The organism is Pantoea sp. y20 (genome assembly GCF_054903455.1).
In genome coordinates this window covers 78,937-94,395 of sequence record NZ_CM142816.1, presented here as the reverse complement: position 1 = coordinate 94,395, position 15,459 = coordinate 78,937, and the positions used below count along the sequence as shown (strand labels likewise).

Sequence of the window (15,459 nt, the reverse complement as noted above, 5' to 3'; positions counted from 1 at the left end):
CTGTAACTGCGCTGTAACGCGCATTCCCTGTTGCGCAAAAAAGTGCCAGAATGTAAGAAATACTCTTACACGGGATGACGATGATGGCACGTACCATGACGATCGATTTAGGCGATGAACTGCGCGAGTTTGTTGAATCTCTGGTTGAATCCGGCGACTACCGTACGCAAAGCGAAGTGGTGCGCGACTCGCTGCGCTTGCTGCGTGAGAAGCAGGCGGAATCAAAGCTGGAAAAGCTCAGAGAGTTGGTCAGAGAGGGCTTTGAAAGCGGCCCGGGAAAAGAGTGGGATCATGAAGATTTTCTAAGACGAGTAAAAGCCAGGGTAGGCATTTATGAAAAGGACCATCACGATAAAACCGGAAGCTGATGCAGATCTAATGAAGATCTGGATTTATGGCTACTGGAATTATGGAGAGCAGTTAGCTGATGACTATAGCGCCAGATTCGCTCAGCTCTTCGACAAACTCGCCATGTTTGATTTAGGTCGTAAACGACCGGATTTAGGTCAGCAGATCTATTCGCTGCCTTTCGAACAGCATATTGTGATCTACCGCGCTGAAGTGGATGAAATTTTCATCGGGCGTATCTTGCACCACTCGCAGGACGTTAGCGCCGAGTTTTGAAAACAAAAAAGGGACGATCTCTCGTCCCCTTTATTTTGTAGCATCGCCATTCATGGCGACCACGCCAATTACTGCAGCAGTGAAATATCCGCCACCTGCAGGAACAGCTGGCGCAGCTGTGCCAGCAGCGTCAGACGGTTAATACGCACCGCCTGATCGTCAGCGTTCACCATCACTTTATCGAAGAAGTTATCTACCGCTTCGCGCAGCTGCGCCAGTTCAACCAGCGCATCCTGATAGCGACCTTCTGCAAAGTACGGCTGCAGCTTGTCGCCCAGCGCGGTCACGAAGGTCGCCAGTTGGATCTCTTCGTTCTCTTTCAGCAGGGAAGCCTGCACGCTGTCGTTCAGGGTTTCGGTCGATTTCGCCAGGATGTTCGACACACGTTTGTTGGCAGCAGCCAGCGTGGCGGCCGCTTCCAGCGTACGGAAGTGCGAAACCGCCTTCATGCGCGCATCGAAATCAGCCGGACGGGTTGGACGACGCGCCAGCACCGCCTGAATGGTGTCAACGCTGTGGCCCTCTTCCTGATACCAGGTACGGAAACGGCCCAGCATAAAGTCGATCACCTCATCGACCACTTTGGCGTTGCTCAGCTTGCTGCCGTACAAACGCACCGCTTCTTCGGTCAGCGTTTGCAGATCGAGCGGCAGATTTTTCTCCACGATGATACGCAGCACGCCCAGCGCAGCACGGCGCAGTGCGAACGGATCTTTGTCGCCTTTCGGATGCTGACCGATACCGAAGATACCCGCGAGGGTGTCCATTTTGTCGGCAATCGCCACGGCGCAGGCCACAGGATTTGACGGCAGATCGTCACCGGCAAAGCGCGGCTGATACTGCTCATTCAGCGCAACCGCCACATCTTCCGCTTCGCCATCGTGGCGCGCGTAGTGCATGCCCATCACGCCCTGCGTGTCGGTGAACTCGAAGACCATGTTGGTCATCAGGTCACATTTCGACAGCAAGCCCGCGCGGGTAGCGTGATTCACATCAGCGCCAATCTGCGCGGCAATCCAGCCAGCCAGCGCCTGAATGCGATCGGTTTTATCACGCAGCGTACCCAGCTCTTTCTGGAACAGTACGGTTTCCAGACGCGGCAGATTATCTTCCAGACGCTTTTTGCGGTCGGTGTTGAAGAAGAACTCGGCATCCGCCAGACGCGGGCGCACCACCTTCTCGTTACCGGCGATGATCTGCTGTGGATCTTTGGATTCGATGTTGGTGACGAAGATGAAATTCGGCAGCAGCTTGCCCGCCGCGTCGTACACCGGGAAGTACTTCTGGTCACCTTTCATGGTGTAAACCAGCGCTTCAGCTGGCACCGCGAGGAACTTCTCTTCGAATTTCGCCGTCAGCACCACCGGCCACTCCACCAGCGAGGTTACTTCTTCCAGCAGGCTTTCGCTCAAATCGGCGATGCCGCCAATTTTCTGCGCTGCCGCTTCCGCATCCGCCTTGATTTTGGCTTTACGCGCGGCGTAATCCGCCACCACTTTACCGCGCTCCAGCAGCAGCTGCGGATACTGATCGGCGTTGTCGATGGTGAATTCTGGCTCGCCCATAAAGCGATGACCGCGAATCACGCGATCGGACTCAATACCGAGAATCTTCGCGGGAATCAGCTCATCGCCGAGCAGCAGCGTAACGGTGTGCACCGGACGCACAAACTGCACGTCGCTCGCGCCCCAGCGCATCAGCTTAGGAATTGGCAGCTTGCTCAGCGCGGTAGCCACCATAGCGGGCAGCAGCGCCTGCGCGCTTTCGCCGGTGATGGCTGCGCGATGCACCAGCCATTCACCTTTATCCGTGCTCAGACGTTCAGCCTGCGCCACGGTGATGCCGTTACCACGCGCCCAACCTTCGGCCGCTTTGGTGGCGTTGCCATCGGCATCAAACGCGGCGGCGATAGCCGGGCCACGTTTTTCAACTTCGCGATCCGGCTGCGCGGCAGCCAGCTGGGCCACTTTCAGCGCCAGACGGCGCGGAGCAGCAAACCAGCTCACTTCGCCGTGCGCCAGACCGGCGCTATCAAGTTCAGCAGTGAAATGCGCAGCAAAGGCTTCCGCCAGACTGCGCAGCGCTTTCGGAGGCAACTCTTCGGTGCCAATTTCCACCAGGAAAGTTTTATCGGTCATGGCTGCCTCTTACTTGTTTTTATTGCACATCGGGAAGCCAAGCGCCTCACGGGACGCATAATAGGCTTCCGCCACGGCTTTCGTCAGGGTGCGGATACGCAGGATATAACGCTGGCGTTCGGTAACCGAAATCGCTTTGCGGGCATCCAGCAGGTTAAAGCTGTGCGCCGCTTTCAGAATGCGCTCATAAGCCGGCAGCGGCAGCGGTTTTTCCAGCGCCAGCAGCTGCTGCGCTTCTTTCTCATACTGCTCGAAGCAGGTGAAAAGGAAGTCAACGTCAGCGTATTCGAAGTTATAGGTCGACTGCTCCACTTCGTTCTGATGGAACACTTCGCCGTAGGTGGTTTTACCGAACGGACCGTCGCTCCACACCAGATCGTAAACGCTGTCTACGCCCTGAATGTACATCGCCAGGCGCTCTAAGCCGTAGGTGATCTCGCCGGTTACTGGCTTACACTCGAGGCCGCCAACCTGCTGGAAGTAAGTGAACTGCGTCACTTCCATGCCGTTCAGCCACACTTCCCAACCGAGTCCCCACGCGCCCAGCGTTGGGTTTTCCCAGTTGTCTTCGACAAAGCGAATGTCGTGGATGGTGGGATCCATACCCAGCTCTTTCAGCGACCCAAGGTACAGCTCCTGAAGGTTGTCCGGGTTGGGCTTAATCACCACCTGGAACTGGTAATAGTGCTGTAAACGGTTCGGGTTTTCACCGTAACGTCCATCGGTCGGACGACGAGATGGCTGCACGTAAGCGGTCGCCATCGGCTCTGGGCCTAAGGCACGCAGACAGGTCATCGGGTGTGAGGTGCCGGCGCCCACTTCCATGTCCAACGGTTGGACAATGGTGCAGCCTTGACGCGCCCAGTAATCCTGCAAGGTCAGGATCAGGCCCTGAAAGGTCTTGGTATCAAACTTTTGCATGTTGAATTCGCACGCGATACGGATCGGTTAAAAAAAGAGTGCGCCAGTATACCCTTTGACCGCGGATTGTGCAGCCGGAAATCCAGGCCAGTGCGCAAGCGATTACGGCAAGGTTTAACGGGCAAAAACAGAACAATAAGAAAATCGTATACGATTCACACTCATCGCGAGCACTCAACATAAAATTTTCATTAAAATCTTACATATCATAATCTTGATCGATATATCAGCAAATCCTATTACGTGATGAATATCACCTTTTTGACCCAATGGTTAAAAATAGCGCGTTGACACTCGTATAATCGTATACGAAATTGCGGTGAAACAGTTTTGCTTGAGATTTCACCATGAAGATTGCGTTGAGTTATCCCGGCATGAACGCCAGCGACCGCCCAATGGGGCCTGCGCCGCTCTCCGCCGCCGTGCTACATGAACCGATGTTGTTCATTTCCGGCCAGGTGGCGATTGATCCCTACAGCGGCGAGATTATGGGCAACGACATCACCAGCCAGACGCGTCAGGTGTTGAAAAACGTCGGCGATCTGCTGAGCGAAGCGAACATGACCTTCGACAACGTGGTCCGCGTCACTGTTTACCTGACCGATCTCAGCACGTTCAGCGTGATGAATGCCGCTTACAGTGAATTCTTCCGGTTCCCCTTCCCGGCGCGCGCCACCGTGGGCATTCAACTCAACCATCCTGACCTGCTGGTCGAGATGGAAGTGACGGCGATGCGCTGATGCATATTCACATCGAGAACGACGCCAGCGCACCGCGCGCACTCCATCTCTCTGTTGAGCAGCTGCAACTGCAGCTCGACGTGCATCCGCCGTTGCGCAGCCACTTCACGCTGAGCGAAAACCGCGATCCGGCGCAGACCGCCGACTTTCTCGCCCGCTGCGACATTCTGTGGAGCGGACGTAAGCTGGCGCTCGATCAGTTCAGCACGCCGCGTCTGGGTTGGGTGCAGGTGATGTCCGCTGGCGTTGAGCAGTGGCTGGCGCACTGGCCGCAAGGCGTGACGCTCACCAATGCTTCTGGCGTACACGGCGATAAAGGTGCCGAGTTCATTTTGATGGCGGCGCTGATGTTCAACTTCGGCATTCCCGGTTTTCTGCAGGATCAGGCGCAGCGTGTGTGGCGTCCGACCTTTGGCGGCTGCGCACGCGGTAAAATCGTGCTGCTGCTGGGCGTGGGCGGCATTGGCGCCGCGGCGGCAACTCTGCTGACGGCACAAGGCTATCGCGTGATTGGCGTGACGCGCAGCGGCCAGTGCGATGCCAACGTGGCGCGCTGCATCCGCATTGATGCGCTAGACGAGGTGTTGCCGCAGGTGGATGTGGTGGTGTCGACGCTGCCGCTGACGCCACAAACCCGCAATCTGTTCGATCGCCGCCGTCTCGATCTGCTGCCCGCACGCGCTGGCATCGTGATTGTTGGCCGCGCTGATGTATTTGATTACAGCGCGATGCGCGAAAAACTCATCGCAGGCGAATTGGCCGGCGCGGTGCTGGATGTCTATCCGCAAGAGCCGCTACCGGCCGACGACCCGCTGTGGCACACGCCCGGCGTGGTGATGACACCGCACTGCAGCCTTGACGATCACAGCGCCTACCTCGCCGGTTGCCTTGACGTGTTTATCGATAACCTGGCGCGCTTCCGCCACGGACAACCGCTGCGTAATCAGGTTGATCCGGCACGAGGTTATTAACCCCCGATATTTCCGTAGGGCCGCCATTCATGGCGACCACCTAAAAAAGCACCAAAGACGTTCATAAATCACAAGGTCATCGCTTTCTCATTCACCAGCATCAGGGGAACCTTATTATGAAATTCGCACGCACTGCTTTATTAATCTCTGGTCTCAGCGGCAGCTTACTGGCGGGCCTCTCCAGCGCCCACGCAGCCAGCACCGATCCCATCACGCCTGCCGCCAGTGACTTCGCGGCGATGGCGCAGTGCAAAGCACTGCAAACCAAATATCCCTCGCTGAAAGGCAAAGATCTGGTCATCGGCCTCGGCGGCTACACCAAAGGCTTTGAAGCGCCATCGGAAAAAGATCCCAGCATCATTGAAGGTCTCGATCCTTCCCTGTTCGAACGCATCAGCAGCTGCCTCGGCGCGAAACACAGTTACCAAAGTGGCTCGTTCAACGTGCTGCTCACCTCGATCGCCAGCGGACGCGCGGATATCGGTCCGATGCTGTACGTCACCGAAGAACGCATGAAGCAGATCGCCTTCGTCGCCTCGATGCAGGTGCAGGATGGTTCGGTGCTGGCACAGGGCAACCCGAAGAAAATCAACAGCGTCGATGATCTGTGCGGCAAAACCGTCGCCGCCGCTGCGGGTTCGTACGAAGCCAACAAACTGGTGCCGGAACAAAGCGCCAAATGCAGCGCCGCCGGTAAGCCCGAAGTCAGCATGTTGATGGTGCAGAACACCGACAACAGCATTCAGGCGGTGAAAAGCGGTCGCGCGGACGTCTATCTGACCGAAGCCGGTTCCGCCGTTGCCATCGCCAAAGCGGACAAATCGCTGCAAAGCGGCTTCACCTTGGATCTGCCGATCATGGTGGGCTTCCCGATCGCCAAAGACAACGCCACGCTGCGCGCGGCGGTGCTGGACGCGATGAAGGTGATTCAGGCGAGCGGCGCACAGAAAAAACTGCTGGATTACTGGGGCCAGGGCAGCGCTGCCGAGCGTCCAGTGGTTGCGCGTGGTTAATGCATAAACTCAGCCGCCTCGGTGACTAATCCGAGGCGTTGAGGAGGATAACGCCTTGGATGATTTTCTTAAGTACCTGACTTTCCCCTACTTGTGGGAAGGCGCTGTTATCGCCGTGCAGCTGCTGATTGGCGCGCTGGCGGGCGGCATTGTGATTGGCTTTTTCCTGGCGTTAGCCAGCAGCTCAAAGCACGGGTTTATTCGCGTGCCGGTGAAAATCTACATCTATACGCTGCGCGGCACGCCGGTGCTGCTGCAGCTGATTTTGCTGTACAACGTGCTGCCGGAATTTGGTCTGCGTTTGAGCCCGTTCACCAGCGCGCTTATCGCCCTGATGATCAACGAAACCGCCTTCTGCGCCGAAATCATTCGCGGCGGCATTATGGCGACCGATCGCGATCAAAGCATGGCGGCGCAGGCGTTCGGTTATTCGCGCAGCAAAGAGATGATTCACGTGGTGATCCCGCAGGCGCTGCGCGCCATTCTGCCCACCATGGGCAATGAAACCGTCGGGCTGCTGAAATCCACCTCGCTGGCTTCGGTGGTGGGCGTCAATGAGCTGACGATGCGCGGCCAGGCGATTGTGTCGCAAAACTTCCTGTTTATTCCGGTGCTGGTCGCGTCGGGCGGCATCTACCTGATTCTTTCCACGCTGCTGGCGGGCGGTCAGTGGTGGTTGGAGAAGTTCTACAACCTTGATGAACGTGCGCGACGGGCACGCGCGCGCCTGGCGAAACTGCCGCCGGAAGCAGACGTGATGCCGATGCAGCTACCAAAACGGCGCTGGGATACGCAAACCGCTGCGCCGGTGCTGGAAGTGAATCAGCTGTGCGTCGACTACGCCGGTAAAGCGGTACTGAAATCGCTGTCGTTAACCGTCCGTCGCGGCGAAGTGGTGGTGCTGCTTGGTCGCTCCGGTTCGGGCAAAAGTACGCTGCTGAAATCGATTCTGGCACTGACGCCACGCAGCAGCGGCACCATTCAGACTGAAGGCCACTTCATGGGCAGCGACGAAAACGGTCGCGCGCTGGCGCAGCGACATCTGCCGGTGAACCGCGCTAAGTCGGGCATTGGCATCGTGTTCCAGCACTTCGCGTTGTTTGATCATCTTACCGCGCTGGAAAACGTGATGAGCATTCTGCTGCGCGTGCAGGGCGCACAGCCGGAAATCGCGCGCGGCAAAGCGATGCGCGCGTTGAAAATGGTAGGACTCGGTGATTTCGCCGCCTCGCTGCCGCACGAACTCTCTGGCGGACAGAAACAGCGCGTCGGCATTGCGCGCGCGCTGGCGGCAGAACCGCAAATCCTGCTGTTTGATGAACCGACTTCCGCGCTCGATCCCGAACTGGTGCGCGAAGTGAACCAAACCATGCGCAGTCTGGCGCAGACCGGCATCACCATGATCATCAGCACCCACGACATCGCGTTTGCGGCGGGCGTGGCCGATCGCGTGGTGTTCCTGCAGGATGGCGCGCTGATTGAAGAAGGTCCGCCGACGATTCTGCAAAATCCGCAAACGCCGGCTTTTGCCACCTTCCTTGAACATGAAAATGCTGCGGAGGCGCCACATGCCAACGCGCTTTGAACTCACGGCACGCGAGCGCCTCGGCGATGCGCTGTTCCGCTATATGCAGGGCCAACCGGCCGATGCGCTAGGTAATGAACCCGATGCCAATCAGCAGGCGCTACGCCGCTTTCGTCTGTTACCGCGCGTGCTGCAGGGCAATGAAAGCATCGACACGCAGATTTTCCTGCACCAGCAAAACTGGTCCGCGCCGATTGGCGTCGGCGCGTTTGCCGGTGACCGTATTTTCCATGAAGAAGGGGTGCTGCCGATTGCGCGCGCCTGCAAACGTCTGCAACTGCCGCTGGTGATCTCCGAAGAGAGCGTCACAACGCTGGAGCAGATTGGCGCCGAGTACGATCGCTGCTGGCTGCAACTGCGCGCGGCGGGCGATGTCGGCCGCATCAACGCCTTGATCGACCAGGCCGCGCAGGCCGGATTCAAAAATATCGTGCTCACGGTGCTGGCGCCGGTGCATCCGGTGGCCGGGTTACAGCCCGGCGGCTTCTCTATCGGCGACGCCCTGAAACAGCGCGGCTGGCACACCATCGGCGGCACGCAGCCGGGTGTTGCGCCGCTGCCGGCTTTTCCGGTGTGGCGCTGGCAGGAAATTGACGAGGTAGCGGCGCACTGCGCTAATCATCAACTGCCGCTGTGGCTGAAAGGCATTCTGCATCATGACGATGCGGCGCAGGCCGCGCAGCACGGCGTCAGCGGAGTGATTGCCTCAAACATCGGCCTGCGCCAGAGCGCGCGCTGGGCTACGCCGGTCGATCAGCTGCCCGATTTGCAGGCGGTGACGCGATTGCCGCTGCTGCTGGATGGCGGCGTACGCTGCGGCAGCGATGCGGTGGTGGCGCGCTGTCTTGGCGCGTCGCTGTCGCTCAGCGTGCGCCCGATCATCAGTGCTTTAGTCGCCGGTGGCGAGAGTGCGGTGTTCGATCTGCTTTCCGGCTGGATCAATGAAGTTACGGCCATTAGTCATTGGTGCGGCGTCAGCGATATGGCGGCACTCAACGGCAGCTTTATCACCGAGGAGCGCCACTGATGCAGACACTGATTTTCAACCAAGGCGATGCCAGCGAATCCCGCATCTATTACTGCGCGCACTATCTGGCGCACAGCCTCGGCCTGTTCGCCGCACAGCAGCTGCAGGTGATCTTCACCACCAGTGAATCAGGCGGGCATACGGTACAAGGCGGCCAGGTTCCCGCAGTGCTGAATCGCGACGCCGATCTCACGCTGGGCGGCCCGATGGTGGTGATGAAGCATTTTCAGCAGCACGGCGCAGAGTTGCAGTGTTTCTGCGCCTCGGTGGCGGCCAATCCGTGGTTTCTTGCGGCGGCGCAGGCGCAGCCCGATTTTCAGCTCAGCGATCTGCGCGGCAAACGTGTGCTGGATGTCGGCAATGTCGGCACCGCCACGCTGACGTTCCGCTGGCTGCTGGCGCGTCACGGTTTGCAGGATGACGTTGAGCTGATCGCTGGCAGCGGCGATCAGGCGCGGGATTTCACCGCCGTGGCCCAAGGTGCAGCCGATTATGCGCTGCACGCCATGCATATGCTGGCGCCCGCCATCGCCGCCGGACAACTCCACAACATCAGCAGCCTCGCCAGCGTGTGCGGCCACGTACCCTGGAGCGCCTACATCGCCCGCACCGATGTATTGCAGGAGAAAGCCACCGCTTTCGCCGCCTTCTCCCGCGCCATTGCCCAGGCGCTGACGTTGATCGCCAACCATGACGCCACTGCGCTGGCGCAACAGGTGCAGGCGTTTTACCCCGATTATCCGCGCGAGGCGCTGGTGCGCGGCCTCGCGGCTTATCAACAGGCCGGTGTCTTTGCGCCAGATGGCGTCATTCCGCGCGCCGAATTTGCGCATTTTAGCCAGCTGCTAAGTGCTATCGGCTGGCTCGATCCGTCACAGCCGGTGCCGTACGCGGCGCTGGTGACGCAGGCAGGAGCAGAATGATGAAACAGCTGATTATTAATGGTTTGGTGGTGACAGAAACCCGCGCTGAACTGGCCGGTCTGCTGATCGAAAACGGCAAGATCAGTGGCGTGTTATCGCCTAACGCCATCACGCACGGCGTTGACGAGGTGATCGATGCACGTGGCTTGATCATCGTGCCCGGCGCGATTGACGTGCATACCCATTTCACCGGCTCGCACGATTTTCCCGAACAGGAGCTGCGTGAAGGCACACGCGGTGCGGCGGCGCACGGCGTTACCACCATCGTCGAGATGCCGCATTCTCTGCCACCGGCCACATCGCTGGCTAACTTCAGCGCCAAAAAAAGCTGGCTGGCAGACAACTGCTCGGTGGATTACGCCCTGTGGGCTGGGTTAGATGGAAATAACGTGCATGAACTGGCGGCGCTGAATCAGGCCGGTGCGCTGGCCTTCAAAGCTTTCCTGTGCAGCGGCGCACCCAACGGCGACGCCACCGACGAGAAAGGTTTGCCGCGTCTCGACGATTACGGCCTGCTGCGCGCCATGCGCGAGCTGTCCACGTTCGACGGGCTGATTGGCGTGCACGCTGAGAATCACGAGATTTTGATCGGTGCCGGCAGCGAACAGCGCCGCGCCGGACGCAAAGATGCGCGCGCACATGCGCTGGCGGGGCCGGAAATCGCCGAGATCGAAGCGGTGGGACGCGTGTTAGCGATTGCCGAAGAGACCGGCGCGCGCTGCCATATCGTGCACGTCAGCTCGGCGCGCGCGGCGGAAACCATTGTCGCCGCTAAAACCCGCGTACGCGCCAGCTTCGAAACCTGTCCGCACTATTTACTGCTCGACGAAGACGATCTGGTGCGCATCGGCCCCAACGCGCGCTGCGGCCCGCCAATCCGCCCGCGTCCGGTGGTGGATGCGCTGTGGCAGGTGCTGCTGCGCGGCGATATCGACATGATCGCCTCTGACCATTGTCCGTACACGCCCGCACAAAAACAGGCGGGTGAAGCCAGCATCTGGGAGGCGGGCATGGGCCTGACCGGCGTGGAAACCCTCAGCCCGATGTTCTTCAGCGCGGCCCATATTGAACGTGGCGTGGCGCTCAGCGAGTTTGCGCGCATGACCGCCAGCAGCCCGGCCAAAGCCTTCCAGCTGTGGGGCAAAAAAGGGGCGATTGCGCCCGGCTTCGACGCCGATTTGGTGTTCTACGACGCCAGCCAAAGCTGGACGGTGCGCGGCGCCAATTTTCAGGGACTCGGCAAGTGGAGCGCATTTGAAGGGATGCGCTGTCAGGGTAGAGTGGTGCGCACATTGATTCGTGGCGTCACGGTATTCCAGGATGACCAGATGCAGGTTGAACCCGGCTTCGGTCAATTCGTGACCCGACAGGTCTAAACAGGATAAACAACATGGCAGGAAAACCCTCTACCGCTCGTCGTAAAAACAGCGCCCCGCTGGCGCAGGACGCGGCCACCGATAACAGCTGGAATAGCGCGCGTCCGCGCACGCTGGTCGATCACGCCGTGGATGCCATTCTCAGCGCCGCCTCGCGCGGCCTGATCCTGCCCGGCGACCGCATCGCAGAACCCGAGCTGGTGGCGAAACTCGGTATGAGCCGCGTGCCGATCCGCGAAGCGCTGCGCATTCTGGAGAGCCAGGGCATTGTCACCAGCGAGCCGTATAAAGGTATCCGCCTGATGGAGATTTCGCATCAGCGGCTGGAGCAGATTATTGATGTGCGCATCCCGCTGGAGACGCTGGCCTGTCGCCGGGCAATTGAGGCCGGACGCAACAGCGCTGAGCAGCTTAATCAGCTCTATCAGGGCGTGGCGCAGATGCAGGCGATGATGCAAAGCGATAACGTTTACGGTTTTGCCTCCGCCGATACCGATTTCCACCGCACGCTGTGCAGCTTCGCGCACAACCCGGTGCTGAGCAATTTGTGGGAGTCGATTGCCCGTCAGCTGACGGTGATTTTCGGTCTCTCCACCATGGGCAAATCGATGAGCGACATCATTGAGGAGCATCAGCGGCTGATTAATGTCTTTGCCGATGGCGACATCGCCAAAATGACCGACGAGGTTGAGAACCACATCCGCATTCAGGCGCTGGACGTGGATTACGAAACCCTGATAACACAGCGCCGACAGCACCGTTCCGCTCTCGGCTAATTTCGGCTTGCCTTTACACCAGGGAAAACACCATGAAAATCATTAACGTTGAGGCGTTTTACCTGCGCCTGCCAGTGATTGAGCAGCGCACCGACAGCTCTCAGGATGCGCTGCTGATCAAAATCACCACCGATGCCGGCATCACCGGCTGGGGCGAAGTGGATGGCAGTCCGTATGTCACCAAAGCCATCATCGAAGCGCCCTATTCGCACACCATGGTCACCGGCCTGAAGTCGCTGTTAATCGGCGAAAACCCGCTGGAAACCGGCCGTTTATGGAAGAAGATGCACAAAGCCACACTCTATTACGGCCGCAGCGGCGCGGTACTACAGGCGATGGCCGGCATCGACATCGCCTTGTGGGACATCAAAGGTAAAGCACTCGGCAAGCCGATTGTTGAACTGCTGGGCGGCGCCATGCGCGATAAAATGCGCGTTTACTCCTCCAACATGTTCCAGTTCAGCGTGGAAGAGACGGTCGCGCGCGCGCAGCATGCGATGGATACCGGCCATAGCGGCGTGAAGTTTGGCTGGGAGCCGTTTGGCACTGACGAAGTGCTGGATCTGCGCTATCTCGACGCCCTGCGTAAAGCGATGGGCGACGATGTGGATCTGATGCTGGATGTCGGCCACGTGTGGGATGCCAAAACCACCATCCGCCGCAGCCAGCGCTATGAACACCTCAATCTGTTCTGGATTGAAGAGCCGCTGCATCCCGATAACTACGCGGGTTACGGCCAGGTTTCCGCCGCCTGCCAGCAGCATATCGCCGCTGGTGAGCAAGAGTGTTCGGTAACGGGTTTCCAGCGTCTGATAGATGAAGGCGGCATCGATATCGTGCAGATCGACCTGACGCGCACCGGCTTTACGCAGGCAATGGAGATCGCCAGCTACGCGCACAGCCGTGGACGCAAAGTGTGCAACCACAACTTCACCACCGACATTAATACCGCCGCCTCGCTGCATTTCCTGTGCGCGATTGAGAATGCGCTGGTGATGGAGTATTGCGTCGAGCCGGGCGAAATCAGCCGCTCGCTGGCGAAGAATCCGGTGCGCATCGCCGACGGTTACGCGTGGCTGCCGAGCGAGCCGGGCCTCGGCGTTGAACCCGACGAAGCGGTGATCGAGACGTTTTTGGTGCGTGATTAACCAGGTCGCCATTTATGGCGACCTGGTAACAGAGTGATCTGAATTACAACGCAAAAGGTTGTTGGCGCGCGGCTCACTGGCTACCCTTCTTCGCAGCCAATGCAAGAGGGTGCCATGCAGCAAAAAATTTACTGGATCGACAACTTACGTGCGGTTGCCTGCCTGATGGTGATCGTCATTCACACCACAACCTGGTACATCACCGGACCGATGGCGGTGACAGGCCTGAGCTGGGATGTGGCGAACCTGCTTAACTCAGCGTCACGCGTCTGTGTGCCGCTGTTCTTTATGATTTCAGGCTATCTGTTTTTCGGCGAACGCAGTGCACAAGGGCGGCATCTGCTGCGCATCGTGCTGTGCCTGCTGTTCTACAGCGCGGTGGCGCTGGCCTATATCACCTGGCTGACGCCGATCAGCGAAGGTCGATCGCTGCTCAAACTGCTGCAAAGACCGGTGTTCTATCACCTGTGGTTCTTCTTCGCCATTATCGGCATTTACCTGTTATCCCCGCTGATTCAGGTGAAAAGCGTGGCACCGCGCTATGTCGCGATACTGGTGATCGTGCTGGCGGTGCTGGCGAATCCGAATACCGTGAGCCAATCGCTGGGACCGTTCCACTGGCTGCCGGTGAATCTGTATGTCAGCGGCGACAGCATTTACTACCTGCTGTATGCGCTGCTCGGGCGCGCGATTGGCTGTATGGAGACCGACAAGCGCAGCATCAGCTGGCTGGCGGGATTGGGCTTTGTGGCCTGCGTGATTGGCATTGCACTCGGCACTAAACAGATGCTGAAAATCAACGGCGCGTTCAACGATACCTGGTATCTCTATTGTGGGCCGCTGGTGTTTATTGCTGCCATCAGCCTGTTGATTCTGTTCAAAAACACCCTGAATCAGCGCGCGCTGCCGGGGCTCGCCACCCTCTCGCGCTATTCCCTGCCGATCTATGGTTTTCACGCGCTGTTTATCCACTTTCTGCGTACTCATCACTACGACGACATGTCGCGCCCGTGGCTCGATTTGCCGTGGGTGATGGGCACGACGCTGATCGGTAGCCTGCTGCTGGCGATGGGATTACAACGCGTGGATAAGCGTCATCTGGTGAGCTGATCGTCCCAGCGCTGGTGCGCGCGGCGCAGCTGGCGGGCCGAGGAGAATCCGGCGGCCAGCGCCGCTTTCTCCGCCGCTTCGCCCTGCTGCTGACGTTGCCGCGCAATCACCAAGCGCAGCTGTTCGTGGTACTCGCGCACGCTGATGCCAAGATGCTGGCGAAACAGTCGCGTAAGATGGCGCTCGCTGACGTGCGCCCGTTCGGCCAGCGCGGTAAGCGACCAATCATGTTCGGGATGGGCAATCATCACATCCTGCGCGCGATGAATCGCCGGATGCATGTGATTGCGATAGCGCAGCCACGGCGACAGTTGCGGATCGTCGCCGGAACGGCGGAACCACACCACCATTTCGCGCGCCACTTTCAATGCCTGCGGCGCGCCGCACAGCCGATTGATGAGATGCAGCGCCAGATCGATACCCGCAGTAATGCCCGCGCTGGTCCAGATGCCACCATCTTCGACGAAAACCCGGTTATCTTTTACTAACGCCGCCGGTGCTGCCACTTTCAGGCGCGGTAACACATCATGATGCGTGGTGCATTGGATGCCATCCAGCAATCCCGCCTGCGCCGAGAGCAATGCGCCGGAACAGATGCACACCAGCGTGATGCGCCGATCGGTAATCGCTGTCTGCTGCTGGCGCAGCCAGTCACGCGCCATCGCTGCAGGTGCGGTGTCGAAGCAGACGCGAGAATCGTGCACGCCAGGCACCACCAGCAGGCTGTTATCCGGCAGTTGTGCGGGCAAGGGCGCGATGTCGGCGAGGGTCATGCCGGTGGAGCACAGCACGCTCGGCTGCGGGCCGATGTAGTGCAGCGCGAAGTGGCCGTCGGCCAGCTGCAGGGTTTCAGCGGGGCCAGTGAGATCCAGCGCCATCACGCCGGGAAGCACGAGAAAGAAGACGGACTGCGGCATGGTGAGCTCCGGTTGGGTTTGGTGTGTTTTTCCCTCACCCCAACCCTCTCCCGTAAACGGGCGAGGGAGCTGATCGTGCGTATACTCTCGATCGATTCCCTCTCCTGCTTGCGGGAGAGGGCTAGGGTGAGGGCAAATCAGGCCACTACATTCAACACAAAACCCCAATCATACCCGATAAAAACTCCAA

Annotated in this window: 15 protein-coding genes; 12 read left to right on the top strand and 3 right to left on the bottom strand. The window is 59.0% G+C overall.

Going from position 1 to position 15,459, the window contains the following annotated elements; all coding sequences use genetic code 11:
* Positions 1-83 precede the first annotated feature (83 nt).
* Complete coding sequence (locus ACYAC5_RS00465) at positions 84-368, top strand: type II toxin-antitoxin system ParD family antitoxin (RefSeq protein WP_462063002.1); 285 nt, start codon at positions 84-86, stop codon at positions 366-368.
* A gap of 10 nt (positions 369-378) precedes the next feature.
* Positions 379-624 carry a type II toxin-antitoxin system RelE/ParE family toxin gene (locus ACYAC5_RS00460; protein WP_233501802.1) on the top strand — a complete coding sequence of 82 codons (246 nt, stop codon included), beginning with the start codon at positions 379-381 and terminating at the stop codon, positions 622-624.
* A gap of 68 nt (positions 625-692) precedes the next feature.
* Here the strand turns inward: ACYAC5_RS00460 and glyS are convergent, their stop codons facing one another.
* On the bottom strand, positions 693-2,762 hold the full coding sequence (gene glyS / locus ACYAC5_RS00455; RefSeq protein WP_110867868.1) for a glycine--tRNA ligase subunit beta: 2,070 nt from the start codon (positions 2,760-2,762) through the stop codon (positions 693-695).
* Positions 2,763-2,771: 9 nt separating this feature from the next.
* Positions 2,772-3,683, bottom strand: coding sequence for a glycine--tRNA ligase subunit alpha (glyQ, locus tag ACYAC5_RS00450; protein ID WP_008105242.1), 912 nt, complete (start codon positions 3,681-3,683; stop codon positions 2,772-2,774).
* Positions 3,684-4,030: 347 nt separating this feature from the next.
* Here glyQ and ACYAC5_RS00445 point away from each other — a divergent pair, with 347 nt between their 5' ends.
* The 10 genes from ACYAC5_RS00445 (at position 4,031) to ACYAC5_RS00400 (ending at position 14,352) form a co-directional block, all read left to right on the top strand.
* Positions 4,031-4,423, top strand: coding sequence for a RidA family protein (locus tag ACYAC5_RS00445; RefSeq protein ID WP_462062208.1), 393 nt, complete (start codon positions 4,031-4,033; stop codon positions 4,421-4,423).
* Positions 4,423-5,394 carry a D-2-hydroxyacid dehydrogenase gene (locus ACYAC5_RS00440; RefSeq protein ID WP_462062207.1) on the top strand — a complete coding sequence of 324 codons (972 nt, stop codon included), beginning with the start codon at positions 4,423-4,425 and terminating at the stop codon, positions 5,392-5,394. Before ACYAC5_RS00445 ends, ACYAC5_RS00440 begins: the two co-directional genes overlap by 1 nt.
* A 116-nt stretch (positions 5,395-5,510) precedes the next feature.
* On the top strand, positions 5,511-6,407 hold the full coding sequence (locus tag ACYAC5_RS00435) for a transporter substrate-binding domain-containing protein (RefSeq protein ID WP_462062206.1): 897 nt from the start codon (positions 5,511-5,513) through the stop codon (positions 6,405-6,407).
* A 55-nt stretch (positions 6,408-6,462) separates the two neighbouring features.
* The gene (locus tag ACYAC5_RS00430; RefSeq protein ID WP_110867864.1) at positions 6,463-7,992 is read left to right on the top strand and encodes an amino acid ABC transporter permease/ATP-binding protein; all 1,530 of its coding nucleotides are present in this window, start codon (positions 6,463-6,465) and stop codon (positions 7,990-7,992) included.
* Entirely contained in the window at positions 7,976-9,019 is a 1,044-nt protein-coding gene (locus ACYAC5_RS00425; RefSeq protein ID WP_192414333.1) for an alpha-hydroxy acid oxidase, read from the top strand. Before ACYAC5_RS00430 ends, ACYAC5_RS00425 begins: the two co-directional genes overlap by 17 nt.
* A complete protein-coding gene (locus tag ACYAC5_RS00420) occupies positions 9,019-9,942 on the top strand; it encodes an ABC transporter substrate-binding protein (protein ID WP_192414331.1) in 924 nt (307 codons plus the stop codon). The genes ACYAC5_RS00425 and ACYAC5_RS00420 overlap by 1 nt, the downstream gene beginning before the upstream one ends.
* Positions 9,942-11,318 carry a dihydroorotase gene (locus ACYAC5_RS00415; protein ID WP_192414458.1) on the top strand — a complete coding sequence of 459 codons (1,377 nt, stop codon included), beginning with the start codon at positions 9,942-9,944 and terminating at the stop codon, positions 11,316-11,318. Before ACYAC5_RS00420 ends, ACYAC5_RS00415 begins: the two co-directional genes overlap by 1 nt.
* Positions 11,319-11,332: 14 nt before the next feature.
* Positions 11,333-12,094 carry a GntR family transcriptional regulator gene (locus ACYAC5_RS00410; RefSeq protein WP_101763851.1) on the top strand — a complete coding sequence of 254 codons (762 nt, stop codon included), beginning with the start codon at positions 11,333-11,335 and terminating at the stop codon, positions 12,092-12,094.
* A gap of 32 nt (positions 12,095-12,126) precedes the next feature.
* Positions 12,127-13,242 carry a mandelate racemase/muconate lactonizing enzyme family protein gene (locus tag ACYAC5_RS00405; RefSeq protein WP_192414328.1) on the top strand — a complete coding sequence of 372 codons (1,116 nt, stop codon included), beginning with the start codon at positions 12,127-12,129 and terminating at the stop codon, positions 13,240-13,242.
* Positions 13,243-13,356: 114 nt separating this feature from the next.
* The gene (locus ACYAC5_RS00400) at positions 13,357-14,352 is read left to right on the top strand and encodes an acyltransferase (protein ID WP_192414326.1); all 996 of its coding nucleotides are present in this window, start codon (positions 13,357-13,359) and stop codon (positions 14,350-14,352) included.
* Here the strand turns inward: ACYAC5_RS00400 and ACYAC5_RS00395 are convergent.
* On the bottom strand, positions 14,337-15,269 hold the full coding sequence (locus ACYAC5_RS00395) for a GlxA family transcriptional regulator (RefSeq protein ID WP_192414324.1): 933 nt from the start codon (positions 15,267-15,269) through the stop codon (positions 14,337-14,339). The two genes, ACYAC5_RS00400 and ACYAC5_RS00395, sit on opposite strands and share 16 nt — an antisense overlap.
* Positions 15,270-15,459 lie beyond the last annotated feature (190 nt).